The organism is Bacillus sp. IT-79MI2, from assembly GCF_949768135.1.
Classification (GTDB): Bacteria; Bacillota; Bacilli; order Bacillales; family Bacillaceae_G; genus Bacillus_A; species Bacillus_A pseudomycoides.
Genome location: NZ_CATKPV010000128.1, coordinates 75126 through 97288, shown reverse-complemented (window position 1 = coordinate 97288; position 22163 = coordinate 75126). Strand labels below are relative to the sequence as shown.

Here is a 22163-nt window from a genome sequence, read left to right as displayed (position 1 = left end):
AATATATTATTATAAAAAAGATGGATTTGAAATAGAAATATGGAATCCATCTCAAATATAGCGTTAGAATTTGGAGGGATTTATGCTACACCGTAAAAGACTATCTATACCAGGAGTCATGAAACATTCCTTTCAAACAGTGCAATTTGCTTTTTGGAATGTGTTGGCGTTTCAGCTTGTTTATAAATTATTAGCAGCCATTGTATTTATACCGCTATTCGGTATTATTTTTAATAAATTGTTGTATTTTGGTGGCTATGCAAATGCGACAAACGATGAATTGCTAGCTTTTTTGAAAACTCCATATGGTATCGCAACTATTTTCATTTTATCGATATTAGCACTTTTTCTCATTTTTACGGAGTTTGCAGTGCTTATTATTATTTCATATTTTGCACATAAACGACAAAAGGTGAAATTACGACCTATTTTATATAAAACGGTAACGTATTTGCCTTCTCTGTTTACATATTGCTTACCTGGATTTGTTTTGTATGCGGTTGTATTGTTACCTCTGTTAAGCATGGGGTATAAATCTGCACTAATTCCTGAAATTCAAATTCCTAATTTTATTACAGGAGAATTGTTTAAAACGACAATGGGACAAGTCGGTTACTATGCTTTCTTTGCTGTAGTTGCATACTTGAATCTTAGGTGGATCTTTGTTTTACCTATTATTGTTTTAGAAGAAAAAACATTTCGTACGGCTGCACGTAAAAGTGCAAATTTGGTAAAAGGAAGCTTTTTTAAAGTCTTGTTCTTTTTAATTGGATTTTTTATCTCGATCGGGATTGTATTTGTTTTATTAATGGGAATGTACTTATTAGTTTTATGGGGTGTATATGAATTTACGAATCCAAAAGGGACATTTGCCCTCTTAGCAGAATCTACTCTATCTGTATTTTTGACGAGTACATTGTATTTATTTAGCTTTATTGTAACTCCGTTTTATATTATGGCATTGACAAGACTTTATTTACAAAAGGTTCCAGTTGTAGATGTTTTATTAGAAGAAGGCTTAGATTATTCCAAAACAAAAGCGAATAAATGTTTTTTTAAAAAGCATCGTTTGAAGTTTATTGGTGTATATATTGTTGGTGTTTTCACCGTGGGCATGGTTGTTGCTTTTATTGTGACGTTTATTACGAATTCATATAAAGAGCCAGTTATTATGGCACATCGTGGATATGTTTCCAAAGGAGTAGAGAATACGAAAGAGGCCCTACAAGGTGCGATTGATGCAAAAGCAGAGTATGCTGAAATTGATGTATTACAAACAAAAGATGGTCAATTGGCCGTAATACATGATTTGAAATTAAAGCGTCTTGCGAATGCGAATGTACAAGTATCAGATTTAACGATGGATGAGCTTCAAAAACTGACTCTCAGCCAAGATGGATTTACGGGTAAAATTAGTACACTTGATGAGATGATTAAGCTTGCAAAAAACAAGATAAAACTGAATATAGAAGTGAAACTACATGGAAATGAAAAGGATTTTGTAAAGAAAGTATTAAAAACAATTAAGGAAAACGACTTTGAAAAGCAATGTGTCATTCAAACATTGCACTATCCGCTCATTAAAGAATTTAAGCGTGCAAACCCAGATATAAAGGTAGGATATATATTATATGCAAGCAGAGCGGATTTAAAATATGTTCAGGCTGATTTCTATGTGGCAGAAGAATATATGTTAAATAAACGCCTAGTAAAAGCAGCAAGAAAATTAAATAAACCCATTTATGTATGGACTGTAAATGATATGGAAAGCTTTAAAAAATATTATAAGCTTAATGTCGATGGGATTATTACAGACTATCCTGTGGATGCACAAAAAACCATTAAAATGATGAAAGAGCAAGAAGAAAGTGAAACAGATATGTTTGATAAAATTACAGAAACAACGGAAGATTTATTTTCAAAGTTATTCATAGGTTATCCAGCTGCCGGTTAAATATCGGTAGCTGTTTTTTACTATATAAGTGCAAATAGAAAAACTGATATAAAACCTTTCTTTTTAAGTGGACGAGAGCATCCGACCGTGCATAGAAGCGGTCAAATTCTTTTCCTATCCCATGCCAAGAACAACCGAGTGTAAAGTCAACTTCTTCTCTTCATAGCAGTCATTTATATGTTGAAAATTTAAAATGGATTTATATAAAAAAGAATATACTTCTAAAATGTTACAGGGGATTTTAATTGCATATGTATGCGATTTGTATTGTTTTTTCACATTGTTATATTATTGTCAAATAATAAATAAGGAATGTGTAGTTTCCGTGGTTATAATGAAAATAGAATGATAGATCATAAGAAAAGAATGATAGATAATAAAAAAACATGAAGACCCCTTGTAAAATAAAGTTCTTTATATTTACACTATTCCCAATATAAAAACTTCTTTTAAATTAGTATGTTAGCGTTTTCATAGCTTTTAAGTTATGCTAGAATAAGGACATAAGTTATTAATTATTTAAAAAAGAAAAAAGAATTCCTTTTTTCTGTTAATTATAAGGGGGCATTTCATTATGCGTATTGGGGTACCAACAGAAATTAAAAACAACGAAAACCGTGTGGCAATGACACCAGCTGGTGTTGTACATTTAGTTCGTAACAATCACGAAGTATTCATTCAAAAGGGTGCAGGTATAGGATCTGGTTTTACAGATGCTGAGTACGTTGAAGCAGGTGCAAAAATCGTTGATACAGCTGAAGAAGCTTGGAACATGGATATGGTAATGAAAGTTAAGGAACCAATTGAAAGTGAATACAAACACTTTAGCGAAGGTTTAATCTTATTCACATACTTACACTTAGCTCCAGAACCAGAATTAACAAAAGCATTAATTGAAAAGAAAGTTGTTTCTATCGCTTATGAAACAGTACAATTAGAAAACCGTTCTTTACCATTACTTGCACCTATGAGTGAAGTAGCTGGTCGTATGTCTGCACAAATTGGTGCACAATTCCTTGAGAAAAACAAAGGCGGCAAAGGTATCTTACTTGCAGGCGTTCCAGGGGTAAAACGTGGCAAAGTAACAATTATCGGTGGTGGACAAGCTGGTACAAATGCTGCTAAAATTGCAGTTGGACTAGGTGCGGATGTAACAATCATCGACTTAAGTGCAGAACGTCTTCGTCAATTAGATGACATTTTCGGTAACCAAGTGAAAACTTTAATGTCTAATCCTTACAATATTGCACAAGCTGTAAAAGAATCTGATCTTGTAATCGGTGCAGTATTAATTCCAGGTGCAAAAGCACCAAAACTTGTAACAGAAGAAATGATTAAATCAATGGAACCAGGTTCTGTTGTAGTAGATATCGCAATTGACCAAGGTGGTATTTTCGAAACAACTGACCGCATTACAACTCATGATAACCCAACTTATGAAAAACACGGCGTTGTTCATTATGCAGTTGCAAACATGCCTGGTGCGGTTCCACGTACATCAACTCTTGCATTAACAAACGTAACAGTGCCATATGCAGTACAAATTGCAAACAAAGGCTATAAAGAAGCTTGCCTAGGCAACTCTGCATTATTAAAAGGTATTAACACATTAGACGGCTATGTAACATTCGAAGCAGTTGCAGAAGCTCACGGTGTAGAATACAAAGGTGCAAAAGAATTATTAGAAGCAGAAACAGTATCTTGCTAATAGCAGCATTTTACTAAATAACAATCGAACAATATTTCATACAACATGATAAGAGCTAAGAGAGAAGACCTCTTAGCTCTTCTTAGTCGAAGGGGGCATACATCGTGGCCAACCTATTTAAAAAGAAATCCGTTACGCAATTGTTAGGGGAAAGTAAAAGTAAAACTTTGACGAAAACGCTAGGGGCATTTGACCTAACAATGCTAGGGATTGGTGCGATAATCGGTACAGGAGTTCTTGTATTAACTGGATTAGTAGCAGCAAGAGATGCTGGTCCAGCAGTTATTTTTTCATTTATGATTGCGGCAATTGTTTGTGGATTTGCAGCGCTATGTTACGCAGAGGTGGCATCTACACTGCCCGTTTCAGGTAGTGTGTACACATATTCTTATGCAACAATCGGGGAGTTTGTAGCCCATTTAATGGGATGGACGTTACTATCAGTATATGTTTTAACAACGGCAGCGGTAGCTGGCGGATGGACAGGTTACTTCCATAACCTGATAAGTGGATTTGGATTAGAAATTCCAAAAGCACTGTTAACGATTCCATCACAAGGTGGTATTGTGAACTTGCCGGCGGTGGTTATTACATTAATAATAACTTGGTTATTATCACGTGGTACGAAAGAAAGTAAACGCGTAAATAACGCAATGGTATTAATTAAAATTGGTATTGTTGTCTTATTTATTGCAGTTGGTGTATTCTACGTAAAACCAGAGAACTGGGTACCATTTACACCGTACGGCGTAAGCGGAGTCTTTTCCGGAGCAGCAGCAGTATTCTTTGCTTTCTTAGGTTTTGATGCATTAGCAACTTCAGCAGAAGAAGTGAAAAATCCACAACGTGACCTTCCAATTGGTATTATTACTTCGTTAGTTATTTGTACAATCATTTACGTTGCAGTTTGTCTCGTTATGACTGGTATGGTTTCTTATAAAGAATTAGATGTACCAGAAGCGATGGCTTATGTACTAGAAGTGGTAGGGCAGGATAAAGTAGCTGGTGTAATCGCAGTTGGAGCTGTAATTGGTATTATGGCTGTAATTTTTGCTTACATCTATGCAACAACACGTGTATTCTTTGCGATGAGTCGTGACGGTTTATTGCCAAAATCTTTTGCGAAAATTAATAAGAAGACAGAAGCGCCAACATTTTCAGTTTGGTTAACAGGAATTGGTAGTGCTTTAATTGCCGGATTTATCGATTTAAAAGAATTGTCGAATTTAGCGAATATTGGAGCGTTATTAACATTTGCGATGGTTGGTGTATCGGTTATCATTCTGCGTAAAACGCATCCGAATTTAAAGCGCGGATTTATGGTACCGCTTGTGCCAATCTTACCGATTATTTCAGTCGTATGTTGCTTATTCTTAATGGTAAATTTACCATTAACAACATGGCTGTACTTTGGTGCTTGGTTAGCAATCGGAGTAGTTGTATACTTTGTTTACTCGAAAAAACATAGTCATTTAAAAGAAGATACAAGTTCGCAAGATAGCTTAGAAAAAGCTAATTAAGGGGATATAATGAATTGTAAGCCTTGTGTGCCTAGGGAGCGCGCAAGGCTTTTTCTTTTGTACAGAGGAGGAAAAAGTAGGATTTATTTATCGGTCTAAACGCTTTGATCATAGAAATCAGGATGGAAAGTTAGGGTTCGTTTCTTTAATTGTTGATGCAGTGAAAGGTGAATAAATGAAGAAAAAAGGATGTACGAAAGGATAGAAACTTTCGTACATCCTTTTTGTATGAAGAATATAACGGATGTGGAAAATAAGTGATATGTTTTTAAATGTGGACAAAATGTTCGGAAAATTTGTTGCGGATTTTATTGACACATATGAATGGGCGCTCATATAATGGAAGTATAAGACATATGAATAGTTGTTCATATGTTCAAATGAAGAGGTGAGCTATAATGGCTGAAAATAAAGTAGAAACATGTCAAGAAGCATGTTCTCAAACAATTATCCATGAAGAAGTTGTTGATCAAGTAAAACAAACGATTCCAGCTGACGAAAGTTTAAGTAAAGTGGCAGAATTATTTAAAGTATTAGGTGACCGTACACGTACGAGAATATTACATGCATTATTCGAAGCTGAAATGTGTGTGTGTGACTTAGCCTATTTACTAGGAATGACACAATCATCTATTTCACATCAGCTTCGTGTATTAAAACAAGCGAAACTTGTGAAAAACCGCAAAGAGGGAAAAGTCGTTTATTATTCATTAGCGGACCATCACGTAATCGGTATTTTTGAGCAAGCATTTGAGCATGTAAACGAGGAAGAATAAAAGAACACAAGGAGGGAGAAAGATGGCAGAAGCATTAGTGAAACGAAAACTTGTGTTAGAAGGATTAGATTGTGCGAATTGTGCAATGAAAATTGAAAAAGGGGTCGGAGGATTAGAAGGTGTCTCCTCTTGTTCCGTGAACTTCGCAACTAAGACAATGACTTTAGAAACAGAACAAAATAAAGAAAATCAAGTTGTTAATGAGGCAAAACAACTTGTTACGAAATTAGAACCGCATATTAAAGTACAGGAAGAACAAAAAACAAAAGTTGCTAAAGAAGTATTTGTATTAGAAGGATTAGATTGTGCGAATTGCGCGATGAAGATTGAAACAAAGGTAAAGGAAATGCCTTCCGTGTCAAACGCGACTGTTGATTTTGTATCGAAGAAATTAAAAATAGAAGTGGCAAATAAAAAAGAGCTTGAAACGACAGTACAAGATATTAAAAATATTGTTCATAAATTAGAACCAGATGTAAAAGTTGTCCGTGAAGAAAAAACAGGTCATGATCATGGACATAGTCACGATCACGGTGAAGGAAATGTGAAGAAAATGCTGTGGCGCTTAGCGATTGGTGGTGTTTTAACAGGAGTCGCTGCACTTGCAGGATTACCACAAATGATAACCATTCCACTTTTCGTTATCGCATATTTACTCATTGGTGGAGATATTGTTTGGCGAGCTGTGAGAAACATAACACGCGGCCAAGTATTTGATGAAAACTTTTTAATGGCAATCGCTACACTTGGAGCATTTGCAATCGGGCAATATTCAGAAGCTGTTGCGGTTATGCTGTTTTATCAAGTAGGTGAGTTATTCCAGAGTATTGCGGTGAATCGTTCTCGAAAATCGATTACTTCGTTAATGGATATTCGTCCTGATTATGCCAACGTGAAAGTTGGAAATGAAACAAAACAAGTTTCGCCAGAAGATGTGCAAATCGGAGACTATATCATTGTTAAACCAGGTGAGAAAGTACCATTAGATGGGAAAGTGGTTGAAGGAACATCAATGGTAGATACTTCAGCATTAACAGGTGAATCTGTACCACGTGAAGTGGAAGTTGGTAATGATGTTTTAAGTGGTTTTGTGAATCAAAATGGTGTGTTAACAATTGGGGTAACAAAAGAATTCGGTGAATCAACTGTATCGAAAATTTTAGATTTAGTACAAAATGCAAGTAGCCGAAAAGCGCCAACAGAAAACTTTATTACGAAATTTGCGCGTTACTATACTCCGGTCGTAGTTATTACAGCAGCGGCATTAGCGTTTATTCCACCTCTTATTTTAGAAGGGGCTACATTCTCTGATTGGATTTATCGTGCATTAGTGTTTCTTGTTATTTCTTGTCCATGTGCATTAGTGGTATCTATTCCACTTGGATTCTTTGGCGGTATTGGTGGAGCCTCTAAAAGCGGTATTTTAATCAAAGGAAGTAACTATTTAGAAGCACTGAATGATGTGAAACATATCGTCTTTGACAAAACAGGAACATTAACAAAAGGTGTATTCAAGGTAACGAAGAGGGAGCCGAATGGAGCAACTACAAAAGAAGAACTCCTTGAATATGCTGCATTTGCGGAAGTTTATTCAAATCATCCAATTGCACAATCTATTCGAAGTGCATATGGAAAATCAATTGATGAAAATATGATTGAGGATTATAGTGAAATTTCCGGTCATGGTACAGTTGTAAAAGTACAAGGTAAAGAAATTTTTGCGGGCAATGCAAAATTAATGAAAAAAGAAAATATTACATTTGAACAGCCACAAACAGTGGGCACGCTTGTTCACGTTGCTGTAGACGGTGCATACGCTGGTTATATCGTCATCTCAGATGAAGTAAAAGAGGACTCAAAACAAGCAATTCAAAAGTTGAAAGAACTTGGTATTAAGAAAACGATAATGTTAACAGGTGATGCGAAATTAGTTGGAGAGGCTGTTGGTAAGGAGCTTGGCTTAGATGAGGTTCACGCTGAATTATTGCCACAACAAAAAGTAGAAGAAATTGAAAAAATTGATAGTGCAAAACAAGCGAAAGAAAAAGTTGCGTTCGTTGGTGATGGTATTAATGATACACCAGTATTAGCGAGAGCAGACGTCGGGATTGCGATGGGTGGATTAGGATCTGATGCAGCAATCGAGGCGGCGGATATTGTAATCATGACAGATGAACCTTCTAAAATCGCAACGGCTGTCAAAATTGCCAAACGTACACGGAACATTGTATGGCAAAATATTATCTTTGCACTTGGTGTGAAAGGACTGGTCTTATTACTTGGTGCATTTGGAATTGCAACAATGTGGGAAGCTGTTTTCTCAGATGTGGGCGTTACGCTACTTGCTGTATTAAATGCGATGCGTGTGCTTAGAGTGAAAGATTTGTAAAGTAAAGTGAAACTTTAATCAGTGGTGGACTTCATCCCTTACTAATTATTAGCCTTCACGAATCAGGCTTTTATGGACGATTTATCTCTCTACTAACTCCTTTTCTTTTGTTGAACTTTGAGGTGGGAGTATTACTGCCTGTAAATAGTAGGGGGAAAAGAGAAGCGAAGGCTTCTCTTTTTATTTTTGTATATTTTTTGCAACCTGATCCCGTACGGTTTGAATGTAATTCATTTTATGATCCCAGCATTCTTGGCTTAAATCTACAGGATATTCTTCGGGATTTAGTGTTCTCATATATTCTTCCCAAAATAGTGCTAAGCTGTTTTCTGTGTATTTTTGAATGTCTAATATGTTAGGTAATTCATATGTTCTTTTACCATTTGTGAAAATGTTATGATGAAGCTCGCGTGCTTCAAAGTTTGTCACAAATTTACTGATGTACGTATGGACAGGATGGAACATTTTTAAACGCTCTTCCTGCTCAGGTTCTTCTGATTCTAAAGCGATATAATCACCTTCTGCATGATTGTTAACGCGATTAATGATTCGATAAATTCGTTTTAATCCTGGCGTTGTAATCTTTTCAGGATTAGAAGAGATTTTAATCGTATCATTTAATGTGCCATTCGCATCCTCAATCGCAACTAACTTATAAACAGCTCCTAAGGCAGGTTGCTCAAATGATGTAATTAATTTTGTTCCGACGCCCCATACATCAATTTTTGCTCCTTGTGATTTTAAATGCATAATTGTATATTCATCTAAATCACTGGAAGCGATGATTTTTGTATTTGTAAATCCAGCTGCATCAAGTAATTTTCGTGCCTCTTTTGATAAATAAGCCATATCGCCGCTATCAAGACGAATACCATAAAAATCAATGCGGTCACCAAATTCTTTCGCGATGCGAATGGCATTTGGTACACCGGATTTTAATGTGTCGTATGTATCGACAAGAAAAACACATTTTTTATGTGTTTCAGCATACTTTTTAAATGCAATATATTCATCACGGTATGCTTGGACAAAGGAATGAGCATGCGTACCAGCAACTGGAATACCAAACCGTTTTCCAGCACGGACATTGCTTGTAGAAGAAAATCCACCGATAAAGGCTGCGCGTGTACCCCAAAGGGCCGCATCAAATTCATGAGCACGGCGTGTACCAAATTCTAATAGTTCATCATTGTTCGCTGCATGTTTCATGCGAGCTGCTTTTGTAGCGATTAATGTTTGGTAATTCACAATGTTTAACAAGGCGGTTTCAATAATTTGAGCTTCACCAAGCGGTGCGTCAACGCGCAATAATGGTTCGTTATTAAAAACAACTTCTCCTTCTTGCATACTGCGAATTGTTCCGGTAAACCTCATGTTTTGTAAATACTGTAGAAACTCTTCTTCAAATTGTAGCTCTTTTAAATAAGTGATATCACTTTCGGTAAAACGAAAATTCTCTATGTATTCTATAATTTTTTCAAGACCAGCAAAAATGGCATAACCATTTTTAAATGGAAGCTTTCGGAAATATAAATCAAAAACAGAGCGGCGATTATGAATGCCGTCTTTCCAATATGTATAAGTCATGTTGATTTGATATAAATCTGTATGTAAGGCGTAACTATCATCTTTATAATGATTCATTGTGAAAACACCTCCGTAATTTGGTTATATTATATCGTTTTTTCTAGTTTATGCCAAAGAATCCATTTCTAATAAGAAAGAGTGAAGGTGATATAACATGTTTTTAGCATAAAATTTAGTTACTTCAAGTGGAATAAAACAAATTTATCGAAAAAACTTTTAGAAAATTTACATTTATCAATTTATATTTTTGGCATTTTTATGTATTATTAAAGTAGTGGGGGTAAATGAGAATGGAGGAGGACAATGCAACAAACTTTAGAAAAAATCGGCAAACAAGTTTTTTATAAGCGACTGCAGCAAAAAATGACACAAGAAGAATTATGTCAGGGCATTTGTTCCGTCTCATATTTAAGTAAGATTGAAAATGGAAAAATAGAAGCATCGGAGGAAATCTTGCAGTTGCTCTGCGCGAGGTTAGAGATTGCTGTGTCGGATTTGAGAGATGTAGAAGAAGAAGTGAAAGAGAAATTGGATGAGTGGCTAAACGCATTAGTTCATTTGGACAAGCAACAGGTTGAGCGCATATATAACGAATTACATTCTGAAATGAAAAATGTCTTAGATTTTGAAATTATAAATTATTATAATCTGCTGTATACACGTTATTTGATTATGAAAAGAGATCTTCCTGCGCTTGAAGAAGAACTAGAGAAATTAAAGAAGATGTATAAGAAGTATTCTCCGTTTCAGAAGTTGCTGTATACGTATAGTAGGGCTTTATTATATTGCATCCAATATAAATATAAACAGGCATTAGAGCATTTGTTAAAAACAGAGTCTATGGCGAAAGAACAAGGTTATTATGAAACGGGGATATATTATAATTTAGCACTTACGTATAGTCAGATGGAAATCGATCATATGACATTGTACTTTGCGAATGTTGCGTTAGAAGGTTTCCGAAATGAATATAAGTTTCGGCATGTAATCAACTGTCAACTTTTAATCGCTTTCAGTTATATACGAAAAAAACAGTATAGTGAAGCTATGGAAATTTATAATCATATTTTAAGAGAGGCTGATTCTTTTGCAGATAAAGATAATATCATGTCAATTGCCTTGAATAATATGGGGTACTTATATTATCGTCAAAATAATTATGAAAAAGCAAAAGAATATTATTTGGAGGGTCTACAGTATAAAAAAGAAGAAGATTTAAATTATATTGATGCTATGTATGAGATTTCTTTGCAATGTATTCAGTTAAAAGAATTTGAAGAAGCGAGAGGTTGGATTGAAAAAGGAATTTCTGCTGCAAGAAAAGATGATAGATATAAAAGTATGTTGCACTTATTATTAATTCTTCAATATAAGTATTATGGAAAAAAAGAGGTATATAAGAAGTTTTTAGAAATAGAAGCAGTGCCTTTCTTTAAGGGTGAAAAAAATATGAAAGATTTAAAGAAGGTATACTTAGAATTAGCGGAATACTTTGAAGAATCATCGGAATTTCAAGAAAGTAATCGATATTATAAATTAGCAATTATGTTGTTAGAAGAAGAAGGAGGAGTTATAGTATGAAAAAGATAATCTTAGGAACCTTTGTAATTATAACGGTTTTAGCGGTAGCATTCGATGTGCAGTATGCTTGGAAACCAGATAACTATGGTCAAGAAACGAATGCAGCAGAAGCAGTAAATGTATAATAAATTACCAAAAAAGGCCCTTTCCAAACGGAAAGGGCCTTTCTCAATAATTGTTCGCCAAAATTCTACAAAACTTGAGAAAAGATTTTTTTGAATTTTCAGTATATCAATATTGGAAACCTAATGCTAATATAAAATTACTCTTTTTCAAAAAAATTTTTTATTAGGGGGAAGGTTATATGAAAAAGAAGAGTTTAGCATTTGTATTAGCGGCAGGAATGGCAGTTACAACATTTGGAGGGACAAGCTCTGCGTTTGCAGATTCAAAGAATGTGCTCTCTACGAAAAAGTACAATGAAGCAGTACAGTCACCTGAGTTTATCTCTGGAGATTTGACTGGAGCAACTGGAAAGAAAGCAGAATCTGTTGTATTTGATTATTTAAATGCAGCAAAAGGAGAGTATAAGTTAGGGGAAAAGAGTGCAGAGGATTCTTTCAAAGTGAAACAAGTGAAAAAAGATTCTGCAACTGATGCAACAGTGGTACGTATGCAACAAGTATATGAAGGTACACCAGTATGGGGGTCTACTCAACTAGCTCATGTTAGTAAAGATGGTTCATTGAAAGTTTTATCTGGAACAGTTGTACCTGATTTAGATAAAAAGGAAAAATTAAAAAATAAAAATAAGATTGAAGGTAAAAAAGCAATTGCAATTGCACAGCAAGACTTAGGATTAACTCCAAAATATGAGGTAGAGCCATCAGCAGATTTATATGTATATCAAAATGGTGAGGACACAACTTATGCATATGTTGTGAAATTAAACTTCTTAGAGCCAAAACCAGGAAACTATTATTATTTCATTGAGGCAGAAAGCGGTAAAGTATTAAATAAATACAATACAATTGATCATGTAAATGGTGAAAATCAAGCACCACTTAAGCAAGAAAATGCTAAACAGGAAGGTAAAGCAGTTGTAAAACCTGTTACAGGGACAAATAAAGTTGGAACAGGTAAAGGTGTACTAGGAGATACAAAATCTATTAATACAACACTATCTGGATCTACTTATTATTTACAAGATAATACACGTGGAGCAACGATTTTCACATATGATGCGAAAAATCGCTCTACATTGCCAGGGACATTATGGACAGATACAGATAATGTTTTCAATGCAAGCCGTGATGCAGCTGCAGTAGATGCTCATTATTATGCGGGTGTAACATATGATTATTATAAAAATACGTTTAATCGAAACTCCATTAATGATGCAGGAGCGCCATTGAAATCAACAGTTCACTATGGAAGTAATTATAACAATGCATTTTGGAATGGCTCACAAATGGTATATGGAGACGGGGATGGTTATACATTTACTTCATTATCGGGTGGATTAGATGTAATTGGGCATGAATTAACGCATGCTGTTACCGAATATAGCTCAAACCTGATTTATCAAAATGAGTCAGGAGCATTAAATGAAGCGGTTTCTGATATTTTTGGTACGTTAGTAGAATACTATGATAATCGTAATCCAGATTGGGAAATTGGTGAGGATATTTATACGCCTGGCCAATCGGGAGATTCGCTTCGCTCTATGAGTGATCCAACGAAATATGGCGATCCAGATCATTATTCTAAACGTTATACTGGTTCAAGTGATAACGGTGGTGTTCATACGAACAGTGGTATTATTAATAAAGCGGCTTACTTACTAGCAAATGGTGGTACGCATTACGGTGTAACAGTAAATGGTATTGGTAAAGATAAAGCAGGCGCAATCTATTATCGTGCAAATACACAATATTTCACTGAATCTACTACGTTTAGTCAAGCGCGTGCTGGCTTAGTACAAGCAGCTGCGGATTTATATGGTGCGAACTCTGCTGAAGTTACAGCGGTGAAGCAGTCATATGATGCAGTTGGTGTAAAATAGGGTTCATTCTTCTTTAGAAAAAATAAAAAGGAGCAGATGCTCCTTTTTATTTTTTCTTCCACTTCTTCAATATATATAATACTCCGATGCAACCGGCAATCGTGATAATCCACTTTGCTTCACTTGTTCCGTTCATGACATGGTATGCAGAATACACTTCAATGAGTAATGCCGGTATTTTTCCTAGTGTACTTGCAATACTGAAAGCGAATAACGATATTGTTCCTAATGCTGCAAATAAGGTGATAATGCTAGACGGAATAAATGGAACAAGTCGAAATGATAGAACGAGTAAAAATGCCTCTTTACCTTGTACATAAAGAAGGCGTTCTACTTTTGGATAGTTGTTTAATTTGTTATGAGTCAATTTTTGAAAACCTAGTCGATAGAAATAAAATGAGACAATTGCTCCCAATGCTTCGCCTGCGATCGAAATAATTGTTCCATCTGTTAAACCGAAAAGTTGTATGTTGATGGCTGTTAAAAATATGCTTGGAATAAATCCTGCCAAGCTGATGATGATATTGAATAGAATACTGAGTGGAATTGCAATCGTGTGATGCTCTGTGAGTAAATTGTGAATCATTTCTTGCATATAGTTATAGTCCTTTGTCTTTTTTAGCATTACACCATATTTGGTCAATATAGGCAAGTGTGGATTTTAATTAAAAAATATAAATTTTCACAGTAAAAACTTGCAACATTATACCCCTTACGGGTATAATGTATATAGAGAAGGGGGTATACGGATGGACCATTGTTCAAATCAAGAAAAGATGGTTCCGCGAACGGACGAAGAGATCGAGAAGGTTGTAAAACGCTTAAAAAGGATTGAAGGTCAAGTGCGCGGTATACAAAAAATGATTGAAGAAAATCGTTATTGTGTAGATGTATTGATTCAAATTTCTGCGGTGCAAGCAGCGTTAAATAAAGTCGGTTTTTCATTGTTAGAGCGACATACAAATCATTGTGTCGCTAAAGCGATTCAAGAAGGTAATGGAGATGAATCTATTCAAGAGTTAATGAAAGTCATCAAACAGTTCTCAAAATAGAAAGGAGACGAACTGTATGGGTCAGACAAAACAGATCACGGTTGGTATTGATGGGATGACATGTTCAGCTTGTTCAGCCAGAATTGAGAAGGTGTTAAATAAGTTAGAAGGTGTAGAAGCAAATGTAAATTTAGCTATGGAACAAGCAACGGTTCAATACGATGTGGACGCGCAATCTGCAGAGTCAATCACAAATCGTATTGAGAAACTTGGTTATGAAGTTCGGACGAAAAAGGTAAGTCTAGATATTGATGGAATGACATGTGCCGCATGTTCAAATCGGATTGAAAAAGTAATTGGAAAAATGGAGGGAATCGAGAGTATTACTGTTAATCTGGCGATGAATACTGCAACAATCGTATATAAAGATGGCCTTATTACTATAGAATCTATTTTAGAAAAAATAACGAAACTCGGTTACAAAGGGAAACTCCAAGAAGAGACTGAACCAAATAAAAAAGCAGACAACTTAAAAGGGAAACGAAAACAGCTATTTCTTTCTATTCTGTTATCATTACCGCTTGTCTATACAATGGTAGCGCATATGCCATTTGAAACGGGGCTATGGATGCCGCATTTTTTAATGAATCCATGGGTGCAATTATTGTTTGCAACACCAGTACAATTTTATATCGGTTCACAATTTTATATTGGTGCATACCGTTCTTTACGAAATAAAAGTGCGAATATGGATGTGCTTGTTGTACTTGGTACATCAGCCGCATATTTTTATAGCTTATATGAAGGTTTGAAAACATTACAAAATCCATCGTATTCATCGCAGCTGTATTTTGAAACGAGTGCAGTGCTCATCACATTAATTCTTGTTGGAAAATATTTCGAATCTGTTGCGAAAGGAAGAACAACGGAAGCGATTTCAAAATTAGTAAGTCTACAAGCAAAAGAGGCATTGGTCATTCGTGATGGACGTGACATGTTAATTCCAATCGAAAGTGTTGTTATTGGTGATACCATTGTTGTAAAACCAGGTGAAAAGATACCTGTAGATGGTATTGTTTTATCAGGTATTTCGTCAGTTGATGAGGCAATGATTACCGGTGAATCAATCCCCGTGGATAAACAGGTCGGTGATGCTTTAATAGGTGCAACAATTAATAAAAACGGTGTGTTAACAATGCGTGCTGAAAAAATTGGAAAAGATACAGCCCTTGCAAATATTATTAAAATTGTGGAAGAAGCGCAAGGGTCTAAAGCGCCAATTCAGCGTATGGCAGATACAATTTCTGGTATATTTGTTCCAATCGTTGTTGTTGTTGCAGCAGTTGCCTTTTTAATTTGGTACTTTGCCATTACTCCGCAAAATTTACCGCAATCTCTTGAAGTAGCTATAGCAGTATTAGTAATTGCCTGCCCTTGTGCACTGGGACTGGCAACACCAACTTCTATTATGGTTGGAACAGGAAAAGGTGCAGAGAAAGGCATTCTTTTTAAAGGTGGAGAGTATTTAGAAGCAACGCATAAAATTAATGCTGTTTTATTAGATAAAACGGGTACGGTTACAAAAGGGAAACCAGAAGTAACAGACGTAATGAGCCTGCAAGATGACATGCTTTTATTTGCGGCTTCTGCAGAAAACGTTTCTGAACATCCGCTAGCCTCTGCAATTGTAGAATATGGAAAACAAAATCAAGTTTCTTTACTACCTGTAGAAACGTTTCGTGCAGTACCTGGGCATGGAATTGAATCGATTATAGAAGAGAAATCAGTTATCATTGGGACTCGAAAATTAATGAGTGAACACAGCGTTAATATAGCGGAATATGAGAATGTAATGAATGAGCATGAAGCAAACGGAAAAACGGTTATGCTTGTAGCAATTGGGGGTCAGTTTGCAGGGATGATTTCTGTTGCTGACACGATAAAAGAAAGTTCAAAAGAAGCTATTCATACGATGCAATCTGCCGGAATTGATGTTTATATGGTAACAGGAGACAATAAACGAACTGCTGAAGCAATTGCAAAACAGGTTGGTATCAATCATGTATATGCAGAAGTATTGCCAGAGCAAAAAGCAAATATTGTAGAACAATTACAGCAAAAAGGAAAGCAAGTAGCAATGGTTGGTGATGGTATTAATGATGCTCCAGCACTAGCGAAAGCGGATATAGGGATGGCGATTGGAACAGGTGCAGATGTAGCAATTGAAGCAGCTGATGTTACATTGGTTGGAGGAGATTTAGGGCATATTCCACAAGCAATTGATTTAAGCCAAAAAACGATGAAAAATATTCGTCAAAATTTATTTTGGGCATTATTTTATAATGCGATTGGTATCCCCATTGCGGCAAGTGGCTTATTAGAACCCTGGGTAGCTGGAGCGGCGATGGCATTTAGTTCTGTTTCGGTTGTAACGAACGCTTTGCGTTTGAAGCGTGTTAAAATATAAAGTGAAGCCAATGTTTTTACGAGCAATGTACCTTATTATAGGTTATGCTGCTCATAAATAATAAATAAAAGATTTATAATTAAGGAGGAATTGGAAATGACTGTAACATTGAATGTACAAGGAATGACATGTAATCATTGTAAAATGGCTGTGACAAATGCATTGCAAGAACTAAACGGAGTAAATGGCGTAGCAGTTGAATTGCAAGCGGGCACAGTGGCTGTTGAATATGATGAAGCAAAAGTGAATATAGAGCAGTTAAAAGATGCCATTGAAGAGCAAGGATACGATATTGTATAAAGTGAAATTGTTATCAATCAGGCAAATATTCATGTAGAAAAAATAAGACAAAGTGTGTAGGGTTTTAGAATTCTACACGCTTTTTTATATGTGAAATTGACTTTTTGTGAAGTTACGATAATAATCATGAAAGAGGTGATATGATGAAACGATTATGGGGTACTTTCTTGAGTTGCTTGTTTGCAATGGTTCTTATCTTAAGCGGTTGTGCGGGACAAGAGCAAAAAAAAGCGAACCCGAAAGAAAGTAATTCAACATCAGTAGAAAAAATTAAAGATACGATTTTAGATGAAATGGAAGGACCGCCGAAAAATGGCCATACGATAGAACGACATGTTGGGAAAACAGAAGATGAGCTAAAGAAGCGGTTGCAGACAGATAAAGTATCAGCTGCAAGTACATATTATGATAAAGAGATAGCAACAAAAGCTGTAAAAGATAGCTTAAAGCAACATGAGCAGGAAATTGAGAAATGGTTAAAGAATTCCAAAGAAAATCGTCTTGTATTAAATGCGAAGCACTCATTTCCTGTTGGAAAAACGGTATTAAAGCGAGATATGAGTGTAAAAGATAAGCTTATGAATACAGTTACCGTTCTGGCGAGAGATAAATCAGGGGCATTAGGATTTAAAATCATTACTTCCTATCCATCAGATAAGTAAGAAAGGGGGGGGGGAGCATGTATCCGACACTTCAATATTTCTTAAGAGCATATTGCACGTTAAGTGTGTATGAGGATGAAATAATAAATGTAATGACTGAGTTTCTAGAACAAGAGGATCAGGAAACAATTGAAAAATTAAAAAGCGAGTTATTACATATAAAGCAGACAGAGGCATGGGAAGAAGGTTGTTCAATAGTAGCTAAACAAGGAAGCCGTATATGGTCGTTAGAAGAGACGAGGGAACATATGGGGACATTTGTGCGTTTATTGCAAAATAAAAAGGCGTGAATCATCACGCCTTTTTGTATACGCTTTTTGAAATTTGGCCATTTGAGATGACTTGACCGTTTTGTGTTACTTTTTTATATGTGACAGCCGTAATTTTATTTTCAGTCTCGCCAATTACTTTTGATGAAACTTCTACGTTCTTGCCAGTAGGTGTACCGAAAATACGTGTAGTTATGCTGCTACCATTGGAAGACGCTTGAATGTAAATATATTTACCAGTATTATTTTTGAATTTTAAATCTGGACCATAGTCTGCTACAGCAGCATCTTGACCAAGTGGCAAGTAATGAACAGGCATAGAGTGGTTACTACGAGCAACAACTCCTAAATCAGCACGTAATGCTGCCCCATATAGAGTACTACTCACTTGGCAAACCCCACCACCGGCGCTCTGGACAACTTTTCCTTGTAGGAATACAGCAGCAGATTTATAGCCATGCGCAGCATCTGTAATACCAACGCGTTCATTGAAACTAAATGTTTCATCAGGTGCTACAATTGCTCCGCTTAAAGTATTAGCAGATTTGTTTACATTAAAGGATTGGCTCCCGTTTCGACCAGCCATAGGAGTAGAATATTCAGCAATCACTTGTGTAATCCCCATATTTTGCATATCTTCTGTAGAGTGTTCGGGCTTTATGGAGGCAATTGGGAGCTGAATATCTTGTGTACCAGCAGTAATTGCTTTTGCTGTTAATTCTTTTAATTTATCTTTATCAACTTTTTCGCCATTTTGACTTTGACTAATATTTACTGTTGTTCCGGAAACACTTAATTCAGCATTTACAGGTTCCTTTAAGGTTTCGTTATATTTTTCTTTTATAAAGGCTTCATAAGTAGCTGTATTTAACTGTGGCGTTAGTTTATATTCACGTTTTAACTCGCCATTTTCAGCTTGTTTTCGCATTTTATAGCGATTTATCACATTTCCTTTTTGCTCTTTAAAGATTTTTTCGCTAATTTCCGTTTCTTTATATTCAACACCTAAGTCTTTCCACGTATAAGCTTGTGTATTGCCTTGGAATGTATAGTTAAGAGATTTTTTGTTTGATTCATCAATTTTTTGTTGAATAATTTCTTGAACATCTTTTTTACTTTTGCCATCAAGAGAAGTGCCTTCAAATGTAGTATGTGGTAATACATTTGTATCAAGCTGTTTATTCAATTTAGACACGTATTGATAACCACCAATCCCACCTGCACATAGTAATATTCCACCAGTGACAGCAGAACCAATCAGTAAGTTACGTAGCTTCATTTACTTCCCCCCAAAAAATTAATATATAAGGTCATATGTATTCATTTTTTATGTATGAATGATAAAAATAGTATTATGTATGTACTAGTATACTATTATTTTAATTGCGGGTGTAATATTTTTATAAAAAACGTTACACTTCTGTAACATTTGTCTCTTTTTGTCATTATTTGCGAAAGAAAATGAAAGTATTTTGTTGAAAATTATAATAAAAAGGCTGCTAGGAAAGTCCTAGCAGCCTTTTTATTATAATTTTTTATGTTCAGTTTTATTCGTAACATCGAGATGTTGTTTCAATGTTTTAGATATGTCCTGTACACTCTTTTCGTCAGGAATGTAGTAGTAGATGCCACTTATATATTTATCGTCACCTTTTACTTGGAGTTTATCCATCTTTAGATTGGAGCCCATTGTGCTCTTTGTAATTGTCATCATGTCATCAAATGTTAAGTTTGTTTTTAAATCATGATCAACAGCATCTAATAAGCTGCTAATTTTATTAATGGAATTTATGGATAGCGCTTTTTGAGCAATTGCTTCCAAAACAAGTTGCTGACGCTGACCACGCATATAATCGCTGTCGATATGACGAGTTCTAGCTAAAGCAAGTGCTTCTTCACCATTTAAATGCTGACGCCCTTTTTTTAGATGGATTGCACCTGGTTCGTCCTTACTATTTTGTTCTGTAAATTCAACAGGAACATCAACATCGATGCCACCAAGGGAATCTACAATTTTTATAAAGGATTTAAAGTTAAATTTAACATAATAGTCAACAGGAACATTTAAAAAGTTCTCGACTGTATCAATCGTACTATCTACGCCCCCAAATACGTGAGCATGCGTAATCTTATCTTGTTTATCGCGTGATTTAATATATACACGAGAGTCACGTGGTATACTAACAAGTTTTACTGATTTATCATTTTTATTAATTGTGGCAAGTAATAATGCATCGGTACGCGTTGCTTTGCCGTAAGATTTTTCACGGAGGTCACTTTCATCAACACCCATAATAAGGACAGAAACATTGTCCGTCATCGGTTTAACAGCTTTTTCTCGTTTATCCGATTTATCTCCTCTATCTAATTTAGAATATGCATTATTTACAATTGATTTTGCTTTACTGTATATATGGAAGGAATAGCTTCCGCCACCAATTGTTACAATAAGTAATGGAATGAGAATAAACCATAGTAGGCGTCTTTTTTTAAATCGCCTCTTTGAGGTTCTATTCGTGTTTTCTATATCAGATTTCATTATTTAGTTCTCCTTTAAATCATTCAATTTGTATATTATCTTATAATGCATAGGTGAGACACATAAAAAGATATTGTACGCTAAATAGATGTTGTTGTACATGTATAAAAAAATAGATGCCTCGAGTATTTATGAGACATCTATTCGTATTGTATACAAAAAGTATGAATAAGAAAAGGATCAAATTTTACCTTCTTATAGCATAATGCTTACAATAATTGCAGATAAAATGCTGACGAGTGTCGCACCGTACAACAGTTTTAAACCGAAGCGAGCAACGACATTCCCTTGTTCTTCATTTAATCCTTTAACGGCACCAGAAATAATTCCTATAGAAGAGAAGTTTGCAAAGGATACAAGAAAAACTGAAATAATGCCTACTGTACGAGGAGTGAGGCTGTTTGCAAGCTTACTGAGATCCATCATGGCTACAAATTCATTCGTTACAAGCTTTGTAGCCATAATACTTCCTGCTGCGACAATTTCGTTACTTGGCACACCAATAAGAAAAGCGATAGGAGAGAAAACATAACCAAGTAATTGCTGAAATGTAATTCCAAAAATAATATGGAATAAATCATTGATACAGCTAATTAAGGCAACAAATCCAATCAGCATAGCACCGACAACAATAGCAACACGAAATCCGTCTAGAATGTATTCTCCAAGCATCTCAAAAAAGGTTTGCTTTTCACCCTTAATTTCTAAAATATCTTCTTCTTCTTTAACATCATATGGATTAATAATAAGTACGATAATAAAGCCGCTAAATAAATTTAAGACAAGAGCAGTTACTACATATTTTGGTTCAATCATTGTCATATAAGCACCGACGATTGACATCGATACGGTCGACATGGCGGAGGCGCATAGTGTATAGAGACGATGTTTTGGAATTTGCGCAAGCTGTTTTTTTACGGTAATGAATACTTCTGATTGGCCTACAATGGCAGAAGCGACAGCATTATAAGATTCAAGCTTTCCGAGTCCATTTATTTTACTAAGGAAAAAACCGATCCAACGAATACAGAATGGTAATATTTTAAAATGTTGTAAAATACCAATTAAGACGGAGATGAAGACAATTGGTAAGAGTACATTTAAGAAGAAAGGCATTTCACCTTTATTCGTAATACCACCAAATACAAAGTTTACCCCAGATGCAGCATAGGCCAATAATTTCGTAAATACATTAGAAATCATGGTTACAAGTATGAGGCCGATTTCTGTATTTAATAGTAAAAAGGTTAAAATTAACTGTATAATAAGCATAATGAAAATCGGTTTGAATTTGATATGCTTTTTATTGTTACTTGCAATGAAGGCAAGAAAGAAAACAACGGCAAGACCGAGAAAAAAAGTAACAAACTTCATAATAAGCCTCCTTATGATGTGTTCTGTTATATAGGTTTTT

At 35.3% G+C, this 22163-nt stretch carries 18 protein-coding genes and 1 pseudogene; 14 read left to right on the top strand and 5 right to left on the bottom strand.

Annotated elements, in window-relative coordinates; translation table 11 throughout:
- Positions 1-82: 82 nt before the first annotated feature.
- The 6 genes and pseudogenes from ACM6HU_RS26880 to ACM6HU_RS26855 all read left to right on the top strand — a co-directional run bounded on the left by ACM6HU_RS26880 (position 83) and on the right by ACM6HU_RS26855 (position 8347).
- Entirely contained in the window at positions 83-1954 is a 1872-nt protein-coding gene (locus ACM6HU_RS26880; protein ID WP_016113062.1) for a glycerophosphoryl diester phosphodiesterase membrane domain-containing protein, read from the top strand.
- Between the two features lie 574 nt (positions 1955-2528).
- A complete protein-coding gene (ald, locus tag ACM6HU_RS26875) occupies positions 2529-3662 on the top strand; it encodes an alanine dehydrogenase (RefSeq protein ID WP_016113063.1) in 1134 nt (377 codons plus the stop codon).
- A gap of 104 nt (positions 3663-3766) precedes the next feature.
- Positions 3767-5182 (top strand): amino acid permease, encoded by a 1416-nt coding sequence (locus tag ACM6HU_RS26870; protein WP_016113064.1) that lies wholly within the window; start codon positions 3767-3769, stop codon positions 5180-5182.
- A 67-nt stretch (positions 5183-5249) separates the two neighbouring features.
- Positions 5250-5357: pseudogene (locus ACM6HU_RS26865) on the top strand (SAM-dependent methyltransferase); the annotation flags it as partial.
- A 223-nt stretch (positions 5358-5580) separates the two neighbouring features.
- Entirely contained in the window at positions 5581-5958 is a 378-nt protein-coding gene (locus tag ACM6HU_RS26860; protein WP_016113065.1) for an ArsR/SmtB family transcription factor, read from the top strand.
- A gap of 22 nt (positions 5959-5980) precedes the next feature.
- Positions 5981-8347: a heavy metal translocating P-type ATPase gene (locus ACM6HU_RS26855; protein ID WP_016113066.1), complete on the top strand. Its 2367-nt coding sequence runs from the start codon at positions 5981-5983 to the stop codon at positions 8345-8347.
- A 180-nt stretch (positions 8348-8527) separates the two neighbouring features.
- Here the strand turns inward: ACM6HU_RS26855 and ACM6HU_RS26850 are convergent, their stop codons facing one another.
- The gene (locus tag ACM6HU_RS26850) at positions 8528-9991 is read right to left on the bottom strand and encodes a nicotinate phosphoribosyltransferase (protein WP_003195138.1); all 1464 of its coding nucleotides are present in this window, start codon (positions 9989-9991) and stop codon (positions 8528-8530) included.
- Positions 9992-10237: 246 nt separating this feature from the next.
- Between ACM6HU_RS26850 and ACM6HU_RS26845 the strand changes: the two genes are divergently transcribed.
- The 3 genes from ACM6HU_RS26845 to ACM6HU_RS26835 all read left to right on the top strand — a co-directional run bounded on the left by ACM6HU_RS26845 (position 10238) and on the right by ACM6HU_RS26835 (position 13520).
- Positions 10238-11515: a helix-turn-helix domain-containing protein gene (locus ACM6HU_RS26845; RefSeq protein ID WP_016113067.1), complete on the top strand. Its 1278-nt coding sequence runs from the start codon at positions 10238-10240 to the stop codon at positions 11513-11515.
- Entirely contained in the window at positions 11512-11640 is a 129-nt protein-coding gene (locus ACM6HU_RS26840; protein WP_016113068.1) for an NprX family peptide pheromone, read from the top strand. Before ACM6HU_RS26845 ends, ACM6HU_RS26840 begins: the two co-directional genes overlap by 4 nt.
- A gap of 179 nt (positions 11641-11819) precedes the next feature.
- Positions 11820-13520: a M4 family metallopeptidase gene (locus ACM6HU_RS26835; protein WP_016113069.1), complete on the top strand. Its 1701-nt coding sequence runs from the start codon at positions 11820-11822 to the stop codon at positions 13518-13520.
- A gap of 46 nt (positions 13521-13566) precedes the next feature.
- Here ACM6HU_RS26835 and ACM6HU_RS26830 read toward each other — a convergent pair whose 3' ends face one another.
- Entirely contained in the window at positions 13567-14115 is a 549-nt protein-coding gene (locus ACM6HU_RS26830; RefSeq protein WP_016113070.1) for a TVP38/TMEM64 family protein, read from the bottom strand.
- Between the two features lie 154 nt (positions 14116-14269).
- Here ACM6HU_RS26830 and ACM6HU_RS26825 point away from each other — a divergent pair, with 154 nt between their 5' ends.
- From ACM6HU_RS26825 to ACM6HU_RS26805, 5 genes are all read left to right on the top strand, one after another.
- Complete coding sequence (locus tag ACM6HU_RS26825) at positions 14270-14572, top strand: metal-sensing transcriptional repressor (protein ID WP_016113071.1); 303 nt, start codon at positions 14270-14272, stop codon at positions 14570-14572.
- A 16-nt stretch (positions 14573-14588) separates the two neighbouring features.
- Positions 14589-16979, top strand: coding sequence for a heavy metal translocating P-type ATPase (locus ACM6HU_RS26820; RefSeq protein ID WP_088094195.1), 2391 nt, complete (start codon positions 14589-14591; stop codon positions 16977-16979).
- Positions 16980-17075: 96 nt separating this feature from the next.
- On the top strand, positions 17076-17279 hold the full coding sequence (copZ, locus tag ACM6HU_RS26815; protein ID WP_003195128.1) for a copper chaperone CopZ: 204 nt from the start codon (positions 17076-17078) through the stop codon (positions 17277-17279).
- A gap of 143 nt (positions 17280-17422) precedes the next feature.
- Positions 17423-17941, top strand: a complete 519-nt coding sequence (locus ACM6HU_RS26810) for an RNase A-like domain-containing lipoprotein (RefSeq protein WP_016113073.1) — start codon at positions 17423-17425, stop codon at positions 17939-17941.
- A 17-nt stretch (positions 17942-17958) separates the two neighbouring features.
- Positions 17959-18231, top strand: a complete 273-nt coding sequence (locus ACM6HU_RS26805) for a hypothetical protein (protein WP_016113074.1) — start codon at positions 17959-17961, stop codon at positions 18229-18231.
- Positions 18232-18235: 4 nt separating this feature from the next.
- On the opposite strand, the gene ACM6HU_RS26800 is transcribed toward ACM6HU_RS26805, so the two are convergent.
- From ACM6HU_RS26800 to ACM6HU_RS26790, 3 genes are all read right to left on the bottom strand, one after another.
- Positions 18236-19489, bottom strand: coding sequence for a VanW family protein (locus ACM6HU_RS26800; protein ID WP_088094194.1), 1254 nt, complete (start codon positions 19487-19489; stop codon positions 18236-18238).
- 246 nt (positions 19490-19735) lie between these two features.
- Positions 19736-20752, bottom strand: coding sequence for an LCP family protein (locus ACM6HU_RS26795; protein WP_033670997.1), 1017 nt, complete (start codon positions 20750-20752; stop codon positions 19736-19738).
- 192 nt (positions 20753-20944) lie between these two features.
- Positions 20945-22123: a NupC/NupG family nucleoside CNT transporter gene (locus ACM6HU_RS26790; RefSeq protein ID WP_016113077.1), complete on the bottom strand. Its 1179-nt coding sequence runs from the start codon at positions 22121-22123 to the stop codon at positions 20945-20947.
- Positions 22124-22163 lie beyond the last annotated feature (40 nt).